Source organism: Pseudooceanicola aestuarii (assembly GCF_010614805.1).
Taxonomy (GTDB): domain Bacteria; phylum Pseudomonadota; class Alphaproteobacteria; order Rhodobacterales; family Rhodobacteraceae; genus Pseudooceanicola; species Pseudooceanicola aestuarii.
Window position 1 is genome coordinate 51,639 of record NZ_JAAFZC010000003.1, and the last position, 21,795, is coordinate 73,433.

20 protein-coding genes are annotated in these 21,795 nt (G+C 66.8%); 11 read left to right on the top strand and 9 right to left on the bottom strand.

The features are described from left to right. Nucleotides 1-4 precede the first annotated feature (4 nt). Both G5A46_RS16625 and G5A46_RS16630 read left to right on the top strand, forming a co-directional pair. Nucleotides 5-847: a fumarylacetoacetate hydrolase family protein gene (locus tag G5A46_RS16625; protein ID WP_163851319.1), complete on the top strand. Its 843-nt coding sequence runs from the start codon at nucleotides 5-7 to the stop codon at nucleotides 845-847. Between the two features lie 30 nt (nucleotides 848-877). After that, complete coding sequence (locus G5A46_RS16630; RefSeq protein WP_163851321.1) at nucleotides 878-1,759, top strand: amidohydrolase family protein; 882 nt, start codon at nucleotides 878-880, stop codon at nucleotides 1,757-1,759. 27 nt (nucleotides 1,760-1,786) lie between these two features. Here G5A46_RS16630 and G5A46_RS16635 read toward each other — a convergent pair whose 3' ends face one another. From G5A46_RS16635 to G5A46_RS16650, 4 genes are read right to left on the bottom strand one after another with little or no spacing between them, the layout of a single operon-like run. Further along, the gene (locus G5A46_RS16635; RefSeq protein WP_163851323.1) at nucleotides 1,787-2,197 is read right to left on the bottom strand and encodes a PaaI family thioesterase; all 411 of its coding nucleotides are present in this window, start codon (nucleotides 2,195-2,197) and stop codon (nucleotides 1,787-1,789) included. Further along, nucleotides 2,187-3,002, bottom strand: coding sequence for an IclR family transcriptional regulator (locus G5A46_RS16640; protein ID WP_163851325.1), 816 nt, complete (start codon nucleotides 3,000-3,002; stop codon nucleotides 2,187-2,189). The genes G5A46_RS16635 and G5A46_RS16640 overlap by 11 nt, the downstream gene beginning before the upstream one ends. Continuing rightward, on the bottom strand, nucleotides 2,999-4,009 hold the full coding sequence (locus tag G5A46_RS16645; protein WP_163851327.1) for a winged helix-turn-helix transcriptional regulator: 1,011 nt from the start codon (nucleotides 4,007-4,009) through the stop codon (nucleotides 2,999-3,001). Before G5A46_RS16645 ends, G5A46_RS16640 begins: the two co-directional genes overlap by 4 nt. Further along, nucleotides 3,997-5,532, bottom strand: coding sequence for a carotenoid oxygenase family protein (locus G5A46_RS16650; RefSeq protein WP_163851330.1), 1,536 nt, complete (start codon nucleotides 5,530-5,532; stop codon nucleotides 3,997-3,999). Before G5A46_RS16650 ends, G5A46_RS16645 begins: the two co-directional genes overlap by 13 nt. Before the next feature lie 239 nt (nucleotides 5,533-5,771). Here G5A46_RS16650 and G5A46_RS16655 point away from each other — a divergent pair, with 239 nt between their 5' ends. The 6 genes from G5A46_RS16655 (at nucleotide 5,772) to G5A46_RS16680 (ending at nucleotide 12,150) form a co-directional block, all read left to right on the top strand. Next, nucleotides 5,772-6,482 (top strand): alpha/beta fold hydrolase, encoded by a 711-nt coding sequence (locus G5A46_RS16655; RefSeq protein ID WP_163851332.1) that lies wholly within the window; start codon nucleotides 5,772-5,774, stop codon nucleotides 6,480-6,482. Next, nucleotides 6,479-7,465 (top strand): NAD(P)H-dependent flavin oxidoreductase, encoded by a 987-nt coding sequence (locus G5A46_RS16660; protein ID WP_239521056.1) that lies wholly within the window; start codon nucleotides 6,479-6,481, stop codon nucleotides 7,463-7,465. Before G5A46_RS16655 ends, G5A46_RS16660 begins: the two co-directional genes overlap by 4 nt. Next, nucleotides 7,462-9,162: a class I adenylate-forming enzyme family protein gene (locus G5A46_RS16665; protein WP_163851334.1), complete on the top strand. Its 1,701-nt coding sequence runs from the start codon at nucleotides 7,462-7,464 to the stop codon at nucleotides 9,160-9,162. The genes G5A46_RS16660 and G5A46_RS16665 overlap by 4 nt, the downstream gene beginning before the upstream one ends. Nucleotides 9,163-9,271: 109 nt before the next feature. Further along, nucleotides 9,272-10,270: a TRAP transporter substrate-binding protein gene (locus tag G5A46_RS16670; protein WP_163851336.1), complete on the top strand. Its 999-nt coding sequence runs from the start codon at nucleotides 9,272-9,274 to the stop codon at nucleotides 10,268-10,270. 62 nt (nucleotides 10,271-10,332) lie between these two features. Then, complete coding sequence (locus tag G5A46_RS16675; RefSeq protein ID WP_163851338.1) at nucleotides 10,333-10,833, top strand: TRAP transporter small permease subunit; 501 nt, start codon at nucleotides 10,333-10,335, stop codon at nucleotides 10,831-10,833. Between the two features lie 3 nt (nucleotides 10,834-10,836). Continuing rightward, entirely contained in the window at nucleotides 10,837-12,150 is a 1,314-nt protein-coding gene (locus G5A46_RS16680; RefSeq protein WP_163851340.1) for a TRAP transporter large permease, read from the top strand. A 177-nt stretch (nucleotides 12,151-12,327) separates the two neighbouring features. On the opposite strand, the gene G5A46_RS16685 is transcribed toward G5A46_RS16680, so the two are convergent. The 5 genes from G5A46_RS16685 to G5A46_RS16705 are packed head-to-tail and all read right to left on the bottom strand — an operon-like array spanning nucleotide 12,328 to nucleotide 17,673. Next, the gene (locus G5A46_RS16685; protein ID WP_163851342.1) at nucleotides 12,328-14,151 is read right to left on the bottom strand and encodes an AMP-dependent synthetase/ligase; all 1,824 of its coding nucleotides are present in this window, start codon (nucleotides 14,149-14,151) and stop codon (nucleotides 12,328-12,330) included. Next, nucleotides 14,142-14,915: an ABC transporter ATP-binding protein gene (locus G5A46_RS16690; protein WP_163851344.1), complete on the bottom strand. Its 774-nt coding sequence runs from the start codon at nucleotides 14,913-14,915 to the stop codon at nucleotides 14,142-14,144. The genes G5A46_RS16685 and G5A46_RS16690 overlap by 10 nt, the downstream gene beginning before the upstream one ends. Beyond that, a complete protein-coding gene (locus tag G5A46_RS16695; protein WP_163851346.1) occupies nucleotides 14,912-15,712 on the bottom strand; it encodes an ABC transporter ATP-binding protein in 801 nt (266 codons plus the stop codon). The genes G5A46_RS16690 and G5A46_RS16695 overlap by 4 nt, the downstream gene beginning before the upstream one ends. A gap of 12 nt (nucleotides 15,713-15,724) precedes the next feature. Beyond that, complete coding sequence (locus tag G5A46_RS16700) at nucleotides 15,725-16,801, bottom strand: branched-chain amino acid ABC transporter permease (protein ID WP_163851347.1); 1,077 nt, start codon at nucleotides 16,799-16,801, stop codon at nucleotides 15,725-15,727. Continuing rightward, a complete protein-coding gene (locus tag G5A46_RS16705; protein WP_163851349.1) occupies nucleotides 16,798-17,673 on the bottom strand; it encodes a branched-chain amino acid ABC transporter permease in 876 nt (291 codons plus the stop codon). Before G5A46_RS16705 ends, G5A46_RS16700 begins: the two co-directional genes overlap by 4 nt. Before the next feature lie 320 nt (nucleotides 17,674-17,993). Here G5A46_RS16705 and G5A46_RS16710 point away from each other — a divergent pair, with 320 nt between their 5' ends. The 3 genes from G5A46_RS16710 (at nucleotide 17,994) to G5A46_RS16720 (ending at nucleotide 21,670) form a co-directional block, all read left to right on the top strand. Continuing rightward, a complete protein-coding gene (locus G5A46_RS16710; RefSeq protein ID WP_163851351.1) occupies nucleotides 17,994-18,770 on the top strand; it encodes an enoyl-CoA hydratase/isomerase family protein in 777 nt (258 codons plus the stop codon). Nucleotides 18,771-18,814: 44 nt separating this feature from the next. Beyond that, nucleotides 18,815-19,963 (top strand): acyl-CoA dehydrogenase family protein, encoded by a 1,149-nt coding sequence (locus G5A46_RS16715; protein ID WP_163851353.1) that lies wholly within the window; start codon nucleotides 18,815-18,817, stop codon nucleotides 19,961-19,963. A 72-nt stretch (nucleotides 19,964-20,035) separates the two neighbouring features. Beyond that, nucleotides 20,036-21,670, top strand: coding sequence for a class I adenylate-forming enzyme family protein (locus G5A46_RS16720; protein WP_204318779.1), 1,635 nt, complete (start codon nucleotides 20,036-20,038; stop codon nucleotides 21,668-21,670). The last annotated feature ends 125 nt before the right edge of the window (nucleotides 21,671-21,795 follow it).

The following is a 21,795-nucleotide window of genomic DNA, read 5'->3' on the forward strand; positions in this document are numbered from 1 at the left end:
GACTATGAAACTTGTCCGATTTGGCCCCCAAGGCAACGAACGTCCCGGTCTTCTGGATACTGGCGGCGTGCTGCGTGACCTGTCCGGCCGCGTCGCCGATTTCGAAGGGGCGGGCGTGTCCCTCGACGCGCTGGAGACGCTGCGCGGCATCGACACCGACAGCCTGCCCGAAGTGCCGGGCGACGTCCGGTTGGGCGCGCCGCTGGCCCGGGTTGGGAATTTCCTGGCGGTGGGGCTGAACTACGCCGAACACGCCCGTGAATCCGGCCAGCCCGCCCCGGCAGAGCCGATCCTGTTCAACAAGGCCCCCAACAGCCTGAGCGGCCCGAACGACCCGGTCCTGCGTCCGGCCACTTCGCAGAAACTGGATTGGGAGGTCGAGCTGGCAATCATCATCGGCCGCGCGGCGCACAATGTCTCCCGCGCGGATGCGCTGTCGTATGTGGCGGGCTACGCGGTGTGCAACGATGTCTCGGAACGGGCCTGGCAGGCGGAAGGCACCGGCCAGTGGGTCAAGGGCAAAAGCGCCCCGACCTTTGGTCCGCTGGGCCCCTGGCTTGTTACCGCGGACGAGGTGCCGGACCCGCAGGCGCTGGACCTGTCGCTGTCGCTGAACGGTCAGGTGATGCAGAACGGTTCGACCTCGGACATGATCTTCGCAGTGGACGAGATCATCGCCTTTGCTTCGCAGTTCATGCGGCTGGATCCGGGCGACGTCATCACCACCGGCACGCCCTCCGGCGTGGGCATGGGCCTGTCGCCGCAGGTGTTCCTGAAGGCCGGCGATGTCATGGAGCTGACCGTGCAGGGCCTGGGCCGGCAACGCCAGCAGGTTCAGGACGCCTGATCCGGCACACCAGGGAGAGGAGCCCGCGCCATGCAGATCATCGACAGCCACCACCACATCTGGCGCCAGGCGGACCTCGCCTGGCTACAGGGGCCGATGCAGCCGCGCATCTTCGGCCCCTACGAGCCGCTGCGCCGCGACTACCCGATCGAGGAATATCGCGCCGACATCGCCGGCTGCGATGTGGTGAAATCCGTCTACGTTCAGGCCAACTGGCCCGAACACCTGTTCGAGGAGGAAACCCGTTGGGTCCAGGAGACCGCCGACCGTACCGGCTGGCCGCATGGCATCGTGGGCTATGCCGACATGACCGCCGAAGACGCAGGGCCACAGCTGGACCGGCTGGCGCGCTACGGGCGGATGCGCGGCATCCGGCAGCAGTTCCACTGGCACGAGACACCGCTTTACCGCTTTGCGGCGACGCCCGACCTGTGCGCGCAGCCGCAAGTGCGGCGCAATATTCGCAAGCTGGCCGACCATGGCTGGAGCTTCGACCTGCAAGTCTTTGCCAGCCAGATGGAAGGCGCGGCAGAACTGGCGGCGGCCTGTCCCGACGTGACCTTTGTGCTGCAACATGCCGGGATGCCGGAAGATCTGACCGATGCCGGCTGGTCCGGCTGGGGCGCGGGGATGCGGCGGCTGGCCGACCAGCCCAACGTGGTGACGAAACTGTCGGCCTTCGGCACCTTCGTGCACCGCCTGGATGCGGATCTGATCGCCCGCATCGTGCACGAAACGGTGGCGATCTTCGGGGCGCAGCGCTGCATGTGGGGCTCCAACTTCCCGATTGAAAAGCTGTGGACCAGTTACGACGCGCTGCTGGCCGCCCACCTTGAAGCCACCGAGGGGATGCCCCCCGCCGACCGCGCCGCGATCTTCCATGACACGGCCGCGCGGATCTACCGGCTGTAAGGCCCGGCAGGGGCGGGGCGCTGTGCCCTACCCCTGCCCCATCAGGCGAAAGGTGCCGGTGGCGCGCGCCACGGATGTGCCTGCGCCGTCGCGGACTTCCCCCTCGGAGAAGTAGATCTTGCGCCCGCCGCCGACCACGCGCCCCTCGGCGATCAGCAGGCGATCCCCTGGTGCTGCCAGAAAGCTGACGTTCAGGTTCAGCGTCACCGCCGCGCGAAAATCGTTGTCCTGCCCGATATAGCACCCGGCGGCGCCCAACGCGCTGTCCAGCAGGGCGGAATAGACACCGCCATGCGGGATGCCCGCGCGGTTCATATGCGCCTCCTCCAGCGCCAGTTCGAAGGCGGCGTACCCCTCGCGGAACGCGGTCTTGCGGAACCCCAGCAGGGATTGGAACGGATAGGCGGGGCGGAACCGGGTGGCGGGGTCAGCTGTCATCATCGTCTCGCAGTTTCAGGGACAGGTTCGCGGCGGCCTGCAACAGGCGGTCGCCGTGGTCGCGCATCAGCTCCTCCGCCGGGTTGAAGAAGCTCAGCCCGCCGACATTGATCGCCAGCGACCGGGTCTTGTCCGGCAGGGTGACGGGGGCGGCGATGCCGTGGATTTCCTCCCGCCAATCGCCGAAGGAGGTGCAGAAGCCGTAGCGCGCGTAATCCTCCCGCGCCTTGTCCAGCCAGCCGGCCAGCCGGTCGCGCCATTCCGGCCGGGCGCGGTCGCGGGCGCGCGCCAGCAGGGCATCCTGCCGATCCTCCGGCTGGGTCATGATCGCCGCCCGCCCGATGGAGGTGGCAAACAGCGGCACTTCCCCGCCCAGAGTGAAATTCAGCGCCAGCGCGCGCGGCTTGCGATAGGTGGCCAGGTAGATCATCGACAGGTCGTGCCGCTCGCCGAGGCCCGCCGCCACATTGGCATTGTCGGACCGGCACAGGATTTCCAGCTCCATCATCGCGCGATCATGCAGGTCGGTGGCGGCCACCGCGCTCAGGCCCAGGGTCATTGCGCCCGCCGCCAGCCGATACTCGCCCGAGGTCTCCACCTGGGCAAGGTACCCCAGCTTGCACAGCGTGTAGGTCAGCCGCGACACCGTCGCCTTGGGCAGACCCGTGCGGCTGGCCAGCGCCTGGTTGCCCAGCGTGGTATCGGACCGGCGAAAGGCGCGCAGCACACCCAGGCCCCGCGCCAGCGCGCTGACGAATTTCGGGTCCGACAGGTCGTGTTCGTGCAGAAGGTTGGGCGGGCTCATGGCCTGGCCTCGCGGGGGACCACGCGGATGGTGCCATGCCCGACCCAGCCGTCGCAATGATCGCAGCTGTAGCGCGCATTCAGCAGCGCGCCGCAATCATGCAGGCGGATCTCCGGCGGCGGCGCATCGCCATTGCACCAGCGGTCGCCCCAGGCGGCGATGGACAGGATCAGGGGCAGGAAATCCTCCGCCCGTTTCAAAGGGGCAAAGACCGACATCCGGCCCTCCTTCCGCTCCTCCACCAAACCGAGGTCCAGCAACTTGTTCAGCCGGTCGCGCAGGACGATTTGGCCAATCTGCAAATCCCGCGACAGCGCCAGCAGGTGGCGCGGCCCCTGCGCCAGCGCATAAAGCACCTCGTTGCAGGCGATATCCCCGACAAGGGACGCCGCGATCAGCGCCCCGCCATCGGTCTGCGCGGCAGTAATGGCGGCATCGTTGCGCCGGGCCAGGCGGGGGCGCGGCGCGGTGTCGTGCTGCGGCGGATCGGTGCGCCGCACCTCCAGCGCCGCGCCAGTGACCGGGCCGTGGCAATCCGTACAGCGATAGGTCGCACGCAACACATGGCCACAGGGCACATGCACCAGATCAAATGGCAGCGCATCGACCGGACCGGGGTTGGCCCGGTGCCACAGCCAGATCGAATACATCGCATCGGCCAGATCGAATGTCTTGGCCGTCGGCACATAAAGAACCGTGCCCGCATTGGCGTTCAGGTAGCGCCGGTGCAGCATCTGATGTTGACACAGCGCCGCCAGCCGCAGCGACAATGTCTGCTTGGGGATGTTCAGATTGCGCCGGAAGTCCCCGAACCGGCGCGTGCCGTTGAAGGATTCCTTCAGGATCAGCATGGTCCAGGGATCGCCGAGAATGGCGAGCGCCCGACGCAACGACGTCGAAAGAGGGCCGAGCGTTGCGTCCGGCACGGCAGGGTCCAGTGTCATGCCCGCAGCATTGCCGCCCGCGCCGGAGGTTTTCAAGTCACCGTCGATGATCAGGCCGCCCACAGGTCTTTGCCATCCACCCAGGTGGTGTGGAACCCGATGGAGATCCGGCGCGGGATCTTCACCCGTGCGATCGGTCGGGTGATGTCCGACGCGTCGAAGATCAGGCAATGGCTTTCCCATGTGTTGCTGTCGGTGGTGAAGATCACCGGGTAGGCGCGGGTCTCGTCCGTGCCCTGGCCTGCGCCCTGGGCCGCCGCCACCGGCGCTTCGGACCCATAGACGCCGTCGCCGTAATCGTAGCGCTGCGTCTCTCCCGTCTCCAGATCATAGCGCAGCAGGCCGTTGAAGGTCTGGCACCGGCCTTCCAGCGTGCCGTCCTGCGGCACCGGGATGATCTGGTTGAAGCTGTAGCGCGTCTTGCGGCCCAGCATATGGGTGTTCACGGTGGGGAATTCGGTGTTCCGCTCGTCGATCATGCCTTCGCGCGTGACGCCGGTGCGGGTGTTGAACGACCAGCGATACAGCACATGGCTGCGCCGGCGATAGGCCATCATTGACGCCAGGTGATGATCCCGCCCGTCCTTCTGCGGCATCGGGTCTTCCTGACGGCAGCCGATCATGTGGACCCAATCGCCTTCCTCCCAGGAGTTGGAGATATGCAGGATGTAGCAGGCCTCGGCCTCGAACCACTGCACCTTGTCCGACCGGCCGAACCGGTCGATCAGGCCGAACCGCGCGGGCTGATCCCGATGGAAGCCCATGACCCGGCGACCGTGGGTCTTCAGGATGTCCACGTCGTGATAGAAGGGCAGATCGTGCAGGATGGCGTAATTCTCGGTCAGGCCCATGTCATGCGGCGACCGGGGACCGGACAGGTCGATGTCGATATCGAATTTCAGCTGCCCCTGCGCATCGGCCATGCCGTAGCTCATGTAGGGCGGCTCGTCCTGGTAATTGAAGAAGAACAGCTCTCCGGTGATCGGATCGGTTTTGGAATGCGCCGACAGGGAATGCGACAGCTGCCCGCCCAGAGTCTCCCGGCCCGTGGTTTCCAGCGTCTCGGGATCGACGCGATAGGGATCGCCGGACATGTGCCACAGCGACAGCAGGCTGCCCCGGTAGAAGATGACATCGGTGTTCGAGACATCCTTGATCGGCGATCCGGGCAGGCGAAAGTCATAGGGGCCCGCGATGCCGGGCCAGATCGCCTTTCCGGCCTTGTCCTCGACGATGAAAGCCCCGTTGCGGAGGTATCGCTGCCGAAAGGTTGCGCGCCCGTCGCGGAAATAGATCGCCCGCAGCTGCGCATCGCCATCGTAATAATGGTACTTGTGGTTTACCGGCTCGAACCGCTGCGAGGGGCCGTTCATCACGTAGGCCCCACACAGATCGGCGGGGATCTCGCCTTCGACTTCCAGATCTTCGGTCTCGTATTCCGCATCCGCCGGGGCAAAGGCGCCGTGCAGGTAGGGGTGATCGTAGTTCCAGATCCAGTCAGGCGCGTCGGGCGGCGGACTGCCGTCGGGGGCGAACATGCGCACATTGGCCTTGGTCACGGCCAGGGGGGTGTGATCGTCAGACATGGGGCCTCCTGCGGCGGGATGGTTATTTACCTAGACTACATCTTCCAACGGGATGGCGCAATCCTTCTGTGTCAGGCTTCTTCTCAGGCAGAATCCGACCGCAATCGGTTCATTTTTCAAGGGCTCGCCGTGCTAAATGAAACAGATCATTCCGTGGGTCAGAATTTCGTTCCGATATTTTATGTTTACCGAAGGCAATTTTCCCGTATGGTCTAGAAACGATACCACGAAAGCGAATCATGACTCGACTGACCTGCATCCCCGGCCTGATGAGCACCGGCACCGTGTTTGACCGGCTTGCCGCGCGGATGGGCCGGGCCGTTGCCGTCGCACAGCCGGCAGCGGATGACGACTTCGCCCGCCTTGCCGCTGGTCTGGCCGCTGGCATGCAGCCGCGCACGGTGCTGCTGGGCCATTCTATGGGCGCCTACCTGGCACTGGCCGTGGCGCTGCGGATGCCGGAACGCATCGCCGGGCTGGTCCTGGTCAGCGCCAGCGCCGCCGCCGACACGCCGCAGGCCGCCGCAATGCGCGCCAAGACGGTGGATTGGGCCCGCCGCAAGGGGCTGGACGCGCTGGCCCAGGGGCAGGTGCAGACGCTGCTGGCGCCCGACAACCGCGCGCGCGCCGATCTGGGCGCGGTGATGCAGGCGATGGCACATGATGTCGGGCTCGACACCTTTGCCGCGCACCAGACGGCGCTGGCCACCCGGCCCGATCAGACCGACGCCCTGCCCGGCATCGGCTGCCCCGCGCTGGTTCTGACAGGCGCGCTGGATTGCGTGACCCCGCCCGCCACCGGCCGCGCCCTGGCCAAGGCCCTGCCCAACGCGCAATTCCACGAGATCCCCGGCGCCGGGCACATGCCTCCGCTGGAGGCGCCCGAGGCGCTGGCCGGGCACCTGACCGCATTTATTGACACCCTGCCGCAGAAGGCGCCCGCGACATGAGCCCCGATACCCTGACTGCCCTGCCCCCCGTCGCCGACCGCCTGCGCCAGCTGCGCGTGCCGGCCTTTGTCGCGCCGATGTTCCTGGTCTCCACCCCGGAGCTGGTGATCGCCAGCAGCCGCGCCGGCATGGTCGGCACCTTTCCCGCGCCGAACCTGCGCAGCAGCGCCGAGCTGGGGCAATGGATGGCGCAAGTAAATGCCGGGCTGGCCGCGCCCACGACCGAAGATTGGCCCGTCGCGCCCTGGGCGCTGAACATGGTGACCCATTCCACCAGCCCGCGCCTGCCCACCGACCTGGAGCAGGTCGCCGAACATCAGCCGCCCATCGTCATCACCGCCCTGGGCAGCCCGCGCCCGGTGATCCCCACGGTGCAGGGCTATGGCGGGCTGGTCTTTGCCGATGTCATCACCGAAGACCTGGCGCGCAAGGCCGCCGATGCCGGGGTGGACGGGCTGGTGCTGGTCTGCGCCGGGGCCGGGGGCCATACCGGAGAGCTGAGCCCGCTGGTCTTCGTGGAACGGGTACGGCGGTTCTTTGACGGCTACATCTGTCTGGGCGGCGGCATCGCCACCGGCGACGCGATCCTGGCCGCGCAGACGCTGGGCGCCGATTTCGGCTATGTCGGCACGTCCTTCATTCCCGCCGCCGAAACCATGGCCGAGGACGCCTATCGCCAGATGCTGGTGGACAGCACGGCGGGCGACCTGATGATCACGCGGGCGTTTACCGGCGCGCGGGCCAGCATGTTGAAACCGTCGATGTTGCGGCAGGGGCTGGACCCGGCCGAGCTGGAATTCAAGGTGGCCAAGATGAACTTTACCGGCCGCAAGGACGAGGCGGTCAAGCCATGGTCCGGCATCTGGGGCGCCGGTCAGGGCGTCGGCCGCATCGACCGGGTGGAGCCCGCCGCCGACATCGTGGCCCGGTTCGCCCGCGAATACGACGCCGCCCGCGCCCGGATGAAACAGGTGATCGCATGAGCCCCTTTTCCGCCGCCGACCGTGCCCGCCACCGTGACAGCGGCCATTGGGGCGAAGTGACGATCCACGCAATGTTTGCCGCCACAGCCGCCCGTGTGCCCGACCGTCCCGGCCTGATCGACCCGCCCAACCGCACCGCGCTGGTGGGTGGCGCCCCGCGCCGGCTGACCTACGCCCGGATGCAGGAAGAAGTCGACCAGCTGGCCGAGGCCCTGCGCGCCCAGGGGCTGGGTGCCGGATCGCTGGTTGCGGTGCAATATCCCAACGTGGCGGAGCTGGTGCTGCTGTATCTGGCGCTGGCGCGGATCGGGGCAATCCTGTCGCCGATTTCGCTGGCGCATCGATCGGCCGAGCTGGCGGCCAGCGCGCGGATCGCGGATTTCGACGCCTACGTGGCCCCCGGCATGGTGTCCGGGCGGCCCTTCTATGCCGAACGGCTCGCGGCCCTCCCGTCCGCAGTGCGTCGGCTGGGTCTCGGGCCGGACCTGCCGGATGGCGTGGTCCGGCTCGACGACGGCGTGCAGCGGGCCGTGGCACCGGCGCATCAGGGGTCGGCCGATGATCTGTATGCGGTCTTCTGGACCTCCGGCACCGAGGGCGCGCCAAAGGCGGTGCCCAAGACCCACAACAACATGATGGCCAGCAGCCTGGGCGCCTGGCGTATCCTGGACCTGCCCGACGGCGGCAATATCCTGGCGCCGTTTCCCTTTGTGAACGCGGCGGCGATGGGCGGGCTGATGATGTGCTGGATGCGCACCGCCGGCGCGATGATCCTGCATCATCCGTTCCACCTGGACACCTTCCTGAAGCAGCTGGCGCAGGAGGACGTGACCTACACCATGGTGGCCCCTGCCCTTCTGGTCGATCTGCGCGACCGTGCCGATGATCCCGCCCTGCGCCCCGCGCTGTTGCGGCTGCGCGCCATCGGCACCGGATCGGCACCGCCGGACCCGGAGGTCTTCGGCTTCTTCCGGGATCGGTTCGACGTGCAGGTGCTGAACTTCTTCGGCTCCAACGAGGGGGCGCAGATGTGCGCCTCCGGTGATCGGGTGGTCGACCCGCGCAAACGGGCGCGGTTCTTTCCCCGCGACGGCGACGTGAACTGGCCCGAGGGTACCGGGCGGCGCACCGCAAATGGCGGGCGGTTCCGCCTGCGCGACAGCGACGGCGCCCCGGTCACCCGCCCCGGCGAGATCGGGGAAATGTGGATCGAAGGGCCCGCCCTGATGCCCGGCTATTACCGACGCGACGCCAGCGGCGTGCAGTTCGACCGCGGCAAGTTCGACGCGCAGGGCTATTTCGCCACCGCCGACCTGTTCGAGATTTCCGATTGCGGCACGCTGATCCGGTTCCATGCCCGCGCGCGGGAGCTGATCGTGCGCGGCGGGGTCAAGATTTCCCCGGTGGAGCTGGACAACGCCATCGCCGCCATGCCCGCCATCCGCGAAGCTGCCGTCGCCCCCTATGCCGATCCCCGGCTGGGGGAAAAGGTCTGCGTCTTCGTCGTGCCGGAGGGGCGCGGCGCGGTCACCCTGTCCGAGGTGATCGCCCATTGCGACGCGCAGGGGCTGGCCCGGTACAAGTGGCCCGAACGGCTGATCACGCTGGAGGCCCTGCCCCGCACGCCGCTGGCCAAGCTGGATCGCAAGGCGCTGATCCGCCGGCTGGCAGAAGAGACGACCGCCGCCGCCGGGTAACCGGCACGGACCGGACCAGGCCGCGCGACCCGTCGTCAGTCGCGCGGCACAGACCAAGGACGGCACCGGCGTGGAGGACGCCGCACCCCTAACGGAGGAGATGACAGGGATGTATTTCAAGAAACTCGGGGGCATCGCCCTCGGCACCGCTCTGGCCATTTCGGCCACCACCGCACAGGCCAAGGAGCTGGCTTTTGCCGTGTTCATTCCGGCCTCGTCGCCGACAATCCAGCAGGTCTACCAGCCCTGGGTCGACTGGTTCAACGAACAGGTGGCCGACGATGACGTTTCCATCAAGATGTTCGCCGGTGGAACGCTGGGCCGCAACCCCTTCACCCAGGCCGATCTGGTGGCCAACGGCGTGGCGGACATGACCCTGACGGTCCCGTCCTACACCCCCGGCGTCTACCCCGATTTCGACATCTTCGAACTGCCCGGACTGGCCCGCACCACCGCCGAAGGCTCCCAGGCCGTGCTGGAACTCTACGAGGAGGGCAAGCTGCGCGGCTACCAGGATTACCATGTCGTCGCGCTGTATACCTCCGGCGGCTACATGCTCCACACCAAGGAGCCGCTGGCGGATTTCGCCGCCATCAAGGACCGCAAGCTGCGCGTCGCGGGCCAGATCCAGACCGCCGTCGTGGATGCCCTGGGCGGCGTGCCGCAGAACATGTCGGCGCTGGAGATGGCCGAGAACATCGACCGGGGCCTGATTGACGGCGCCGTCGCCGACGCCTCCGTCGCCAAGACGTTCCGCGTCGCCGATGTCGCGCCGCATCATTACGATGCCGAGATGGGCGTGCTGGTCTTTGCCATCATCCTGAACAAGGATGTCTACGAGGAGCTGCCGGACAGCGCCAAGACCGCGCTGGCCGAAAGCCGGCAGTTCATCGTCGACCGTCAGGTCGCCAGCTATACCGCCGCGATCGAGGCCAACATGACCGCCTGGACGGAAGATCCCGACCACAATGTGGTGATCCCCGACGCGGCCGACCGCGCCCGCATCACCGAGGCCGTGCAACCGGTGGTCGACCAGGTCGGCGCCGCCGCCTCTGACGGGTTGCTGGATGCCTACCGCGCCAAGCTGGATGACATCCGCAGCCGCTGAGCCGCATGTTGGGGGCGGCGGGATCATCGCCGTCCCCGGATTCTGAGACCGGGAGGACCACCGTGGACCGGATCGAACTGGTGCTGAAACGCGCCCTTCGCATGATCGCCGCCCTGGGGGCATTGTTTCTTCTGCTGGTCGCCGGGCTGGCGGTGGTGGATATCCTGGTGCGGGAATTCACCGGCCGGCCGGTGCATGGCGCGCATGATATCTCAAAGCTGCTGACCATCGTGATCGTCGCGGCCTGCTTCCCCGCCGGTCTGATGGAACGCCGCCAGATCAAGGTAACGCTGATCCAGGCCGTCGCCGGGCCGCGCGCCAACCGGGTGATGGGGGTGATCGCCGAACTGGCCACCCTGTTCATGTTCGCCTGCATCGCCTGGTTCCTGACCCAACATGCGATCAAGGTATCCGGCCGGGCCGAGGTCTCGATGATCCTCAATACCCCCGTCGGTCCCTGGTGGTGGGCCGCCGCCGCGCTGTTCTGGGCCTGCCTGCCCGCGCAGCTGTTCGTCATCGCGGCCGAAGCCACCGGCCGGCCCCCCGAAACCGAAGAGGTATAAGCCATGGATCCGTTCATGATCGGGCTGCTGGGCATCGCCATGATGCTGGTGATGATTTTCGCGCAGGTGCCCATTGGCGTCGCCATGGGGATTTCGGGGGTCGTGACCTTTGCCCTGATCCGCGGCAGTTTCGAGGCCGCGCTGACCCTTTTCGGCACCGAAACGGTGGGCAAGATCGCCAGTTCCGAATTGTCCATCATTCCGCTGTTTCTGATGATGGGCGCCTTTGCCACCGTCGGCGGGCTGTCAGGCGATCTCTACCGTATCGCGCATACGCTGATCGGCCATGTGCGCGGCGGGCTGGCGATGGCCACCATCGGGGGCTGCGCCGGATTCGGCGCGGTCTGCGGGTCGTCCATCGCCACCGCCACCACCATGACCCGCGTCTCCCTGCCCGAAATGATGGGGCGCGATTATTCCGAGAAGCTGGCCACCGGCTCCGTCGCCGCCGGCGGCACGCTGGGGATGCTGATCCCGCCCTCGATCATCCTGGTTCTCTACGGCGTGCTGACCGAACAATTCGTCAAGACGCTGTTCGTGGCCGCCCTGATCCCCGCCGTCCTGGCCGTGGCCCTGCACATGCTGACGATCCTGATCATCGTGCGCCGCAATCCCGACCTTGGCCCCTCCGGCCCGCGAGAGACCTGGGGCGCCACCCTGCGCGCCCTGCGCGACGGCTGGGCGGCGCTGTTGCTGATGTTCGTGGTGACGGGCGGGATCTACGGGGGCATCTTCTCCGTCAACGAATCCGCCGCCGTGGGTGCTTTCCTGGCCTTTGTCATCGCGCTGTTCCGGCGCCGGCTGTCGCTGGCCGGGTTCTGGATGGCCCTGCGGGAAACGGCCAGCACCACGTCGATGATCTACCTGATGGTGATCGGAGCCTCGATCTTCACCTATGCGGTCACCGTCTCGGGGCTGCCGCAGGTCATCGTCGAGGGGATCCGCGACACCCAGCTTCCGGGCATCTGGGTCGTGCTGCTGCTGATGCTGATGTATCTGGTGCTGGGGGCCATCTTCGATACGATCTCCTCGATGGTGATCACCATGCCCTTCGTCTTTCCGTTGATCCTGGAATACGGCTACGATCCGATCTGGTGGGGCGTGCTGACCATCATGGTGATCGAGATCGGGATGATCACTCCGCCCATCGGGATGAATGTCTTCGTGATCAAGGCGATGCTGCCCGAAACCCGGATCGGCACGATCTATGCAGGTGTTGCGCCCTTTATCCTGGCGGACCTGCTGCGGCTGGGGATCATCATCGCCTTTCCGGTACTGTCGCTGTTCCTGGTGGACCTGCTGGCCCTGCCCCGCTAGGGCGCCGCAGGGCGCCGGTTCGGCAGGCGCGCGCCGGTTTTCGGTTCGCGCCTGTCGGGAGCCCTGTCAGAGCGCCTTCCCGCTCATCGTGCCAGCCCCCCACCGGCAGGAAAGGGGCGCGGCCCGGTACGGCCCCGCCCCCGCGACGAAGATCCTACGGACACCACCGGTCCGGGATCAGCCGCCCTTGTACATATCCTCCACCAGGGCGGCGTATTTCTTCTCCACCAGCTTGCGCTTCAGCTTCATGGTGGGGGTCAGTTCCTCGTCCTCGGCGGACAGCTGGACCTCGATCAGGCGGAACGCCTTGACCTGCTCCACCCGGGCGAAACCGGCATTGGCGCGGCTGACCTCCTGATCGATCAGCTCGATCACCTGCGGATGCCGGGTGAGAGAGCGGAAATCGCTGAACTCGATCCGCTGGTCCTGGGCCCAGTTCTCGACATTCTCCTGGTCGATCATCACCAGGCAGGTGGGGAACTTGCGGCGATCACCGATCATCACCGCATCGGTGACATAGGGGCTGAACTTCAGTTGGTTCTCCCATTCCGAGGGGGTGATGTTCTTGCCACCGGCGGTGATGATGATGTCCTTGATCCGGTCGACGATGTAGTAGTACCCGTCCTCGTCGCGGCGACCCACGTCGCCGGTCTTCAGCCATTCGCCGTCAAAGGTTTCGGCCGTTTTCTCCGCCAGACCGTGGTACCCGGCAAAGACCTGCGGGCCGCGCACCATGATCTCGTTCTGATCGGACAGGCGCAGTTCCGTGCCCGGCAGCGGCTTCCCGATGGAGCCGATGCGCGCCCCGCCCGGCGGGTTGATCGTGGCGGCGCCCGTCAGTTCCGACATGCCCCAAAGTTCCAGGATCTCGATGCCAAGCGCATCGAACCAACGCAGCAGATCGGGCGAGATCGGCGCCGCACCCGTGGCCGCGAACCGCACCCGGTCCAGGCCCATCTGGCGCCGCAGGTTGCCCAGGGCCACTCGCTGCACCCCCCGCGCCCACAGCCGCGACAGCGCACCGGGGCGCCGCCCCTCGGCCCGCGCGGCGGCCTGGCGGCGCCCGACGGCCATCGCCGCATCGGCGCAGGCACGTTGAAAGGCGGTGCCCTCCTTCAGGGCGATGGCGGCGGCGGAATAGATCTTCTCCCAGACGCGGGGCACGGCCATGAAGACATCGGGCTGCACCTCCCGCAGGTTCTCGAACACCGTGTCAGGATGTTCGACGAAATTCAGCACATGCCCCATGGCCAGCGCCGAATAGGCGCCGATTATCCGTTCCGAGACATGGCACATCGGCAGAAAGGACAGCCGCTCGCCGCGCGGCACGGGCGGAAAGAAATCGCGCAGGGTCACGGCGGCGAAAACGGCATTTCCATGGGTGATCACCGCCCCCTTGGGCGCGCCGGTGGTGCCGGATGTATAGACCAGCATCGCCGGATCCGCGGGCGACCGGGAGGCCAGCGCCGCGGGACGGCCAGCGGCACGCCCGGCGGCGATCAGGTCGTCCAGCGACAGGATCGCCGGATCATCCAGATCGCGCAGCCCCTTCATGTCAAAGACGATGACGCGGTGGATGTCCGGCAGGTCGGCGCGGCGTTCCAGGAATTTGTCCAACTGCTCCTCGTCCTCGACGAACAGGAACCGCGTGCCGCTGTCCAGGCACATGTAGCGCAGTTGGTCGGCGCTGTCGGTGGGGTAGACACCGCTGACGATGGCCCCGCCATATTGCGCGCCCAGGTCCACCCAAAGCCATTCACGGGAGGTATTGGCCAGGATCGACACCATGTCCCCCGGCACCATCCCCAGCGTGGCCAGGCCGGCGGCGATGGCATCGCATGTGGCGTCCAGTTCGGCCCAGGTCTGGCCGTGCCAGATGCCCAGATCCTTCTGCCGCAGGATGATCCGGTCGGACCACCGCGCCGCCTGCGCCTTGACCATGCCCGGCACGGTGCCGAAATCCTCTGCGGTCTGCATTCCGCCCCCCTTGCTCAGCGCCATGTCTTCGTCTTCTTCCAGCGGCGGGCGCCCCGGACACCCTCGTCCTTCAACCCAAGGTAGAATTCCTTGATGTCGTCCTTCTCGCGAAGCACGGCGCAGCTGTCCTCCATCACGATACGCCCGTTTTCCAGCACGTAGCCGAAATCGGCGGCATTCAGCGCCATGGCGGCATTCTGTTCGACCACCAGAATGGTGGTGCCGCGCTCCCGGTTGATGCGCACGATGATCTCGAAGATTTCCCGCGTCAGCCGCGGCGACAGGCCCAGCGACGGCTCGTCCATCAGGATCAGATCGGGCCGGGCCATCAGCGCACGCGAAATCGCCAGCATCTGTTGCTGGCCGCCCGACAACAGCCCGGCGGGCTGGCGGGCGCGGGCGCGCAGGATCGGGAAATAGGTGTGGATCATCTCCAGGTCACGGGCGACCTGATCGCGGTCGCGGCGGGTGTAGCTGCCCATCAACAGGTTGTCATGCACCGACAGCAGAGGGAAGATCTCCCGCCCCTCGGGGACATGCACCAGCCCGCGCCGCACGATATCGGCCGGATCGTGGTTGGTGATATCCTCGTCCTTCAGCATCACCTTGCCCGCCGCTGCCTCCAGCGTGCCGGATACCGCCCGCAGGATCGTGCTTTTGCCCGCGCCGTTGGAGCCGAGGATCGTCACGATCCGGCCCTCCGGCACCCGCAGGGAAATGCCGCGCACAGCTTTCACCGGCCCGTAGGACGCCTCGACGTTCGAGAGGGTCAGGACATCCATGCTCATGCCTCCCGCCTCAGGCTTTCGACGTCTTCGGCACCGCCCAGATAGGCCTCGATCACCTGGGGATCGGCCTTGACCTCGGCCGGGGTGCCCATGGCCAGCATCCGGCCCTGGTTCAGCGCCAGCACCCGGTCCGAGACCCGCGTGACCAGCCCCATGTCATGTTCCACCATCAGCACGGTGACCCCCAATTCCTGGTTGATGTCCTTGATCCACCAGACCATGTCGTCCGTCTCCTCCACCGTCAGGCCGGAGGATGGCTCATCCAGCAGGATCATCCGGGGCCGGGCGCACAGGGCGCGTGCGATCTCCACCACCTTGCGGACGCCATAGGGCAGACCGGCGACCAGCGCGTCGCGGTAATGGGCCAGGTTCAACAGGTCGATCACCCGTTCCACCTGTTCGCGCGCTGCGATCTCATGCCGCCGGGCAGAGGGCAGGAACAGCAGGTGTTCAAACATCGTGGTGCCCCGGTGCACATGCCCGCCGATCAGCAGGTTGCGCAGGACGGTGGCCTGTTCGAACAGCTCGATATTCTGGAAGGTGCGCGCCACGCCCATGGCCGCGACGTTGTGGGCGGGCTGATCGGTCAGGCGCTGGCCCTCGAAATCAATGTGCCCTCTGGACGGGGTGTAGAGACGGCTGATCAGGTTGAACACCGTCGTCTTGCCCGCGCCATTCGGTCCGATCAGGGTAAAGACCTCGCCCTTGCGGACATCAAAGGTCACCTCGTCCAGCGCGACCAGGCCGCCGAACTTCAGCTGGACCCCGGAAACGGATAGCTGTGTGTCGTTGCTCATCACCGGCTCCTTTCAGTGCAGACGTTCGGATTTCTGGAAGGCGCGCTGTCGCCGCATCAGGCCCTTGCGGTAGATCGGGAACAGCTCGAAATAGGTACGGATGCGAACCCATCGGCCATAAAGACCCTGCGGTTCGAACATCACCACCAGGATCACCACCAGCCCGAAGACCACGGATTGCAGCCCCGGCGCCTGTCCGATCACGCCCGGCAGGTAATCCCGCAACAGGGAGATCAACTGCGGCGCGGCGATCAGGAAGGCCGCCCCGATGAACGCCCCCTGCACCGCGCCCAACCCGCCGACCACGACCAGCATCAACAGGTCGATGGATTGCAGGATGCCGAATTGTTCCGGCGACAGGTAGCGCAGTTGATGCGCATAAAGCGCGCCGGCCACCCCCACGATCGCCGCCGACAGGGCAAAGCTGGCGGTTTTGTACAGCGCCAGGTTGATCCCCATGCTCTGCGCCGAAATCTCGCTGTCGCGGATGGCGACAAAGGCGCGGCCGGTGGGGGTGCGCAGCAGGTTCACCACCAGCAGCGTCACCAGGATGCAGGTGATCAGCGCCAGCCAGTAGAACCGGTTCGTGGCGCCCAGACTGACCCCGAACAGCTGTGGTGAGGGCACCAGCAGACCGCCATTGCCGCCGGTCACGGATTCCCAGCGGGCAAAGACCTCCTCCACGATCAGGCCAAAGGCAAGGGTGGCAATGGCCAGGTAGATCCCCTTGACCCGCAGGGCAGGCAGGCCGACCACCGCGCCGACCAGCGCCGACAGCACCGCCGCCGCCAGCATCGACAGCGGAAAGGGCACGCCCATGTCGACCAGCACCGCCTGCGTATAGGCGCCAACGCCCAGAAACGCGGCATGGCCCAGCGACAGCAGCCCGGTGAACCCCGCCAGCAGCATCAGCCCGACCCCCGCGATGGCGTAGATCAGCACGAAATTCAGCTGCGACAGCCAGTAATTGTCCAGCACGAAGGGCGCGGCCAGCAGCAGCAGCCCCAGGGCCACATACCACGGCGCCTGCCCCGGTTTGCCCAGCAGGCGGATATCCTGCAAGTAGTCGGTCTTCTGGCGATATCTCATACCTTCTTCCCCAGGCTTTCGCCGAACAGGCCCGTGGGACGGACCGCCAGCATGATCAGAACGACGACATAGGGGGCGATGTCCTTGAACCCCTCGGGCAGGTAGAATCCGGCCAGCGCCTCTACCAGGCCGATGACCAGGCCGCCGATCACGGCGCCCGGCAGGCTGCCGAAACCGCCGACGATGGCCGCCGGAAACGCCTTGAGGCCGATGAACCCCATGTTGGCATGCACAAAGGTGATCGGCGCGATCAGCAGGCCCGCCACGGTGGCGACCAGCGCCGACAGCGCCCAGACCAGCGTGTTCAGCCGTTTCACCGGGATGCCGACGTAATAGGCCGCGATCTGGTTCTGCGACGAGGCCTGCATCGCGATGCCCAGCAGAGTGTAGCGGAACAGCAGGAACAGCGCTCCGCACAGCAGCGCGGTGGCCAGGATGATGTAGCCCTGCTCGGCACCCAGAACGATGCCGCCGACCTCCCAGATCTCACCGCGCCAGGGGGCCTCGATGGCGGTGGTGTCGGTGCCGATGTCGGGGATCATGGTGACGGCGCCGCGCGCCAGATAGCCGAACCCGATGGTCAGCATGATGATGGCGAATTGCGGCTGGCCCAGCACCGGACGGATCATCACCCGTTCGGTCAGCGCCCCCACCCCGGCCATCGCCACGACAGAGGCCATCGCCGCCATCCAGAAGGGCAACCCCATGACCCGCATCAGGATCACGCAGAGCATGGCGCCCAGCATCATCAATTCGCCCTGGGCGAAATTCACCGTCTCCGTCGCCTTGTAGATCAGCACGAAGCCCAAGGCGATCAGCGCATAGACGCAGCCAAGCGCAATACCCGATACCAGCACCTGTATGATGGCCATTTCCGGCGTCCTCTCCCCGTGTGTCCTGCGGGCCGGACCGGCGCTGTGCCGGCTCGATCCCGGCCCCATCAACACCGGGCGCGGCCTCCCGGTCTTGTGCAGAGTCACTGGCGTGGGTCGAAACGGCCCCGGCGCGGGGTCTTCCCCCGCCTGCCTCCGCGGCCCGCGATCTGACCCTGCGTCGTCGGCGGCGGGCGGGCGGGTCTGTAGCGCCTCCGCGCAAGCCAGCGGGCGGAATGCGGCGAATGTTGAAGCCGCGCGCCGCGGCCAGTCCGCACCCTGCCCGCGCGTCCGCTGACCCCACGCCCGAAAGGATCCCCATGACGCCCCTCACGCTTGATATCGCGGATCGTCGCGCCACGCTGACCCTGTCCAACCCGGACCAGGGAAACCGGATGAACGCCGCCTTCATGGAGGCGCTGATCGACGCGGTGGACCAGTTGGAGGCGCGCAGCGATTACCGCCTGGTGGTGCTGCGCGCGCAGGGGCCGCATTTCTGCGTCGGCGGGGCGATCGACGAATTCATCAGTTCCGGCGACATGGTCGGCCATATCCGCGCGGCGCTGCCACCGTTTCAGGACGCGGTCGCCCGGCTGGCGGCGCTGCCGGTGCCGGTGCTTTGCGCCGTGCAGGGGCCGGCGGCGGGTGGCGGGCTGGGGCTGGCGCTGTGCGGGGATATCTGCATCGCGGCGGAGGCGGCGCAATTCCGGTCAGGCTATCCCGCCATCGGGCTGGCGCCCGACCTCGGATCGTCCTTTCAGGTGATCCGCCGCGCCGGACCGACCTTCGCCACCGGGTTCCTGATGACCAACCGCCGCCTGACCGCCGAACAGGCGCTCAGGGCCGGGCTGATCAACGAGGTCACCACCGACAACGCCCTGCCCGCCCGCACCGAGGAAATCGTGCAAACCCTTCTGGCCCTGCCCCGCGCCAGCCTGGCCGCGATCAAGGGTCTGGTGCGCGACCCCGGCGCCGACCTGCCCGGCCATATGGCCCGCGAACAGGCCGCGATGATCGCCTGTGCCGAAACCCCCGATGCCCATGAGGGCGTCACCGCCTTTGCCGAGGGGCGCCGCCCCGTCTTCGCCCGCGACTGACGCCAGCCCCCGGCCCCATCCGACTCAACCGAAAGACCAACGCGATGAAACTGACCCACGAACACGAAGAACTGCGCCGCAGCGTCCACGCCTGGATCGACGACAAGGTGAACCCGCATGTCGACGAATGGGAAGCCGCCGGCATCTATCCCGCGCATGAAGTCATGGGTTCCTTCGGCAAGCTGGGGATGCTGGGCGTCTCCAAGACGGAGGCCTATGGCGGCCTCGGGCTCGACTTCTCCTATGCCGCGGTGGTGGCCGAGGCCCTGGGCCAGCTGAAGTCTGGCGGGATCTCGATGTCCATCGGCGTGCAGACCGACATGTGCACCCCGGCGCTGGAGAAACACGGCAGCGACGCCCTGCGGGAGGAATTCCTGCGCCCGGCGATCAGCGGCGAATACGTCGGCTGCATCGGCGTTTCGGAGCCGGGCAGCGGGTCCGACGTGGCATCGGTGAAGACGACGGCCCGCAAGGATGGAGACGATTACGTCATCAACGGCACAAAGATGTGGATCACCAACGGGATGCAGGCCGATTTCTGCTGCCTTCTGGCCAATACCGGCGACGGCCCGGCGCATCGCAACAAATCCCTGATCGTCGTCCCGATGAAGACCCGGGGCGTCGAGGTCGCCCGCAAGATCGAGAAGATCGGCATGAATTCCTCGGACACCACGCAGCTGTTCTTTGACGATGTGCGGGTGCCCCGGTCCAACCGGATCGGAGAGGAAAACATGGGCTTCATCTACCAGATGGAGCAGTTCCAGATGGAACGGCTGTGGGCCGCGCTGAACAGTGCCGGGATCATGCAGCGCGCGATTGATTGCACCATCGACTACACGCGGCAGCGGCAGGCCTTTGGCAAGTCGATCCTTGACAATCAATGGGTCAATTTCCGCATCGCCGAAATGCAATCCGAACTGGAATCGCTGAACGCGCTGAACTGGCGCGGTGTGGAAATGGTGATGCGCGGGGAGGACGCGACCCGAATCGCCACCATGGCCAAGCTGAAGGCCGGCCGGCTGGTGCGGGAGATCGCGGACAGCTGCCTGCAATTCTGGGGCGGCATGGGCTATTCCGACGACAGCGAGATTTCCCGCATCTACCGCGATGCCCGGCTGACCTCCATCGGGGGTGGCGCGGACGAGGTGATGCTTCGCATCCTGACAAAATACATGGGCATCGGCGCCGATTGACAGGAACGGGCCGGACCGGACCGAACCGCCGGCCCCGGTCAGCCGGTCATCGCAAGTTTGGGCGCGACCGGCATGGCAGGCTGGACCGGCGACCAGGGAGAAGAGGAGGGGCAGGACACCATGACAGGCGACACCCGGACAACCACGCGGTTTGACGGCGGCGTGACCCCGCCACCCGCCAGCATCGCGCGCATCGCGCTTGGCGATATCCTGCGGCGCAGCGCCCGGCGGACGCCCGGCAACATCGCGCTGGTCGATGGCGACAGGCGCGTCACCTATGCCGCGCTGGACGCGATGGCCAACCGGATGGCACATGAACTGCTGGCGCGCGGGGCGCAAAAGGGCGAACGCTGCGCCACCATGATGGCCAATTCGGTCGAACTGGTGGCCTGTCTCTTCGCCATCAACCGCGCCGGGCTGGTCTGGGTGCCGATCAACCTGATGCTGGAAGCGGACGACGTGGACTACACGCTGACCCATGCCGGGGTGGCCCATGTGCTGACCGAACCTGCCTTTGCCGATCATCCCGCCCTGGGCGCGGTGGCGCGGCGGCTGACCTTGCCGGTGACGGTGCTGGAACCGGGGATGGCGTTCTGCGCCGATCAACCCGCCACCGAGCCCGACATGCCGGTGGACCGCGACGACATCGCCGCGATCATCTATACCTCCGGCACCACCTCCCGGCCCAAGGGGGCGATGCACAGCCACCAGTCGATCTACCTGGCGGTGATGTGCGACGCGCTGGAATGGTCCCTGACGCGCGACGACCGGATCCCGCTGCAATTGCCGCTGTTCCATTGCGGCGGGCATGTCCTGCTGCTGGCGTTTCTGATGGTGGGCGGCACCTGCGTGCTGCAACGCGGTTTCGATGCCGGGGAAATGTTGCGCGTGATCGAGGAGGAGGCCTGCACCGTCGTGATCGGCATCCCGATGATGTATGCCGCCATGCTGGATCACCCTGACATGGCGCATCGCTCGATGGCCTCGCTCCGCTTCGGTGTGCACACGATGGCCCCGATGTACGAAAGCCTGCTGCGCCGGATGGTCGAACGGATCTGCCCGAATTTCCTTCTGACGTCCGGCCAGACGGAGATGTACCCGATCACCACCCTGTCCCGCCCCGACATGTCGCTGAAGCGGTTCGGCAATGTCTGGGGCGAAAGCTCCCTGTTGTGCGACCTGGCGATCATGGGTCCGGACGGGCAGATCCTGCCCGATGGCGAAATCGGAGAGCTGGTGCATCGCGGCCCCAACGTGATGGCAGGCTATTACCGCGACCAGGCGGCGACGGACGAGACCCGCAGTCACGGCTGGCATCACACCGGCGATGTCGGGCGGATCACCGAAGACGGGGAGTTCGAGTTTCTCGACCGGATGAAGGACATGATCAAGAGCGGTGGGGAAAACGTCTCTTCGATGAAGGTGGAGGCCGCGTTGCTGCAATGCGACGGGGTGGAGGCCGCCGCCGCCGTCGGCCTGCCCCATCCCCGCTGGGGCGAGGCGGTGACCGCCTTTGTCGTGCCCCGCGCCGGGCACACGCCGGAGGCGGAGACGATCCTGGCCCGGCTGCGCGACACATTGGGCGGGTTCCAGTTGCCCAAACGGATCGAATTCGTGCAATCGCTGCCCGCCACCGCCACGGGCAAGATGCGCAAGGTCGAATTGCGGATGGCCCATGCCGATCTGTACGACCGCGACACGGCCTGAGGTTCGCCCGGTGGCCCCGCGCCCGGCTCCGCCGCACGGGGTCCGGCCCGCCAGTGCGCGAACACTTGCCAGGCCCGGCCGCTTGCGCCACAGGTACCGGGCCTGCCACGATATTCAATGCGCGA

What these genes read in the sequence shown, in the direction of transcription:
- G5A46_RS16695 (WP_163851346.1), bottom strand. Translation starts at nt 15,712, where the DNA reads ATGAGCAACGACACACAGCTATCCGTTTCCGGGGTCCAGCTGAAGTTC.
- G5A46_RS16650 (WP_163851330.1), bottom strand. Translation starts at nt 5,532, where the DNA reads ATGTCTGACGATCACACCCCCCTGGCCGTGACCAAGGCCAATGTGCGC.
- G5A46_RS16660 (WP_239521056.1), top strand. Translation starts at nt 6,479, where the DNA reads ATGAGCCCCGATACCCTGACTGCCCTGCCCCCCGTCGCCGACCGCCTG.
- G5A46_RS16700 (WP_163851347.1), bottom strand. Translation starts at nt 16,801, where the DNA reads ATGAGATATCGCCAGAAGACCGACTACTTGCAGGATATCCGCCTGCTG.
- G5A46_RS16680 (WP_163851340.1), top strand. Translation starts at nt 10,837, where the DNA reads ATGGATCCGTTCATGATCGGGCTGCTGGGCATCGCCATGATGCTGGTG.
- G5A46_RS16715 (WP_163851353.1), top strand. Translation starts at nt 18,815, where the DNA reads ATGAAACTGACCCACGAACACGAAGAACTGCGCCGCAGCGTCCACGCC.
- G5A46_RS16635 (WP_163851323.1), bottom strand. Translation starts at nt 2,197, where the DNA reads ATGACAGCTGACCCCGCCACCCGGTTCCGCCCCGCCTATCCGTTCCAA.
- G5A46_RS16625 (WP_163851319.1), top strand. Translation starts at nt 5, where the DNA reads ATGAAACTTGTCCGATTTGGCCCCCAAGGCAACGAACGTCCCGGTCTT.
- G5A46_RS16655 (WP_163851332.1), top strand. Translation starts at nt 5,772, where the DNA reads ATGACTCGACTGACCTGCATCCCCGGCCTGATGAGCACCGGCACCGTG.
- G5A46_RS16705 (WP_163851349.1), bottom strand. Translation starts at nt 17,673, where the DNA reads ATGGCCATCATACAGGTGCTGGTATCGGGTATTGCGCTTGGCTGCGTC.
- G5A46_RS16630 (WP_163851321.1), top strand. Translation starts at nt 878, where the DNA reads ATGCAGATCATCGACAGCCACCACCACATCTGGCGCCAGGCGGACCTC.
- G5A46_RS16670 (WP_163851336.1), top strand. Translation starts at nt 9,272, where the DNA reads ATGTATTTCAAGAAACTCGGGGGCATCGCCCTCGGCACCGCTCTGGCC.
- G5A46_RS16690 (WP_163851344.1), bottom strand. Translation starts at nt 14,915, where the DNA reads ATGAGCATGGATGTCCTGACCCTCTCGAACGTCGAGGCGTCCTACGGG.
- G5A46_RS16710 (WP_163851351.1), top strand. Translation starts at nt 17,994, where the DNA reads ATGACGCCCCTCACGCTTGATATCGCGGATCGTCGCGCCACGCTGACC.
- G5A46_RS16640 (WP_163851325.1), bottom strand. Translation starts at nt 3,002, where the DNA reads ATGAGCCCGCCCAACCTTCTGCACGAACACGACCTGTCGGACCCGAAA.
- G5A46_RS16685 (WP_163851342.1), bottom strand. Translation starts at nt 14,151, where the DNA reads ATGGCGCTGAGCAAGGGGGGCGGAATGCAGACCGCAGAGGATTTCGGC.
- G5A46_RS16665 (WP_163851334.1), top strand. Translation starts at nt 7,462, where the DNA reads ATGAGCCCCTTTTCCGCCGCCGACCGTGCCCGCCACCGTGACAGCGGC.
- G5A46_RS16720 (WP_204318779.1), top strand. Translation starts at nt 20,036, where the DNA reads ATGGCAGGCTGGACCGGCGACCAGGGAGAAGAGGAGGGGCAGGACACC.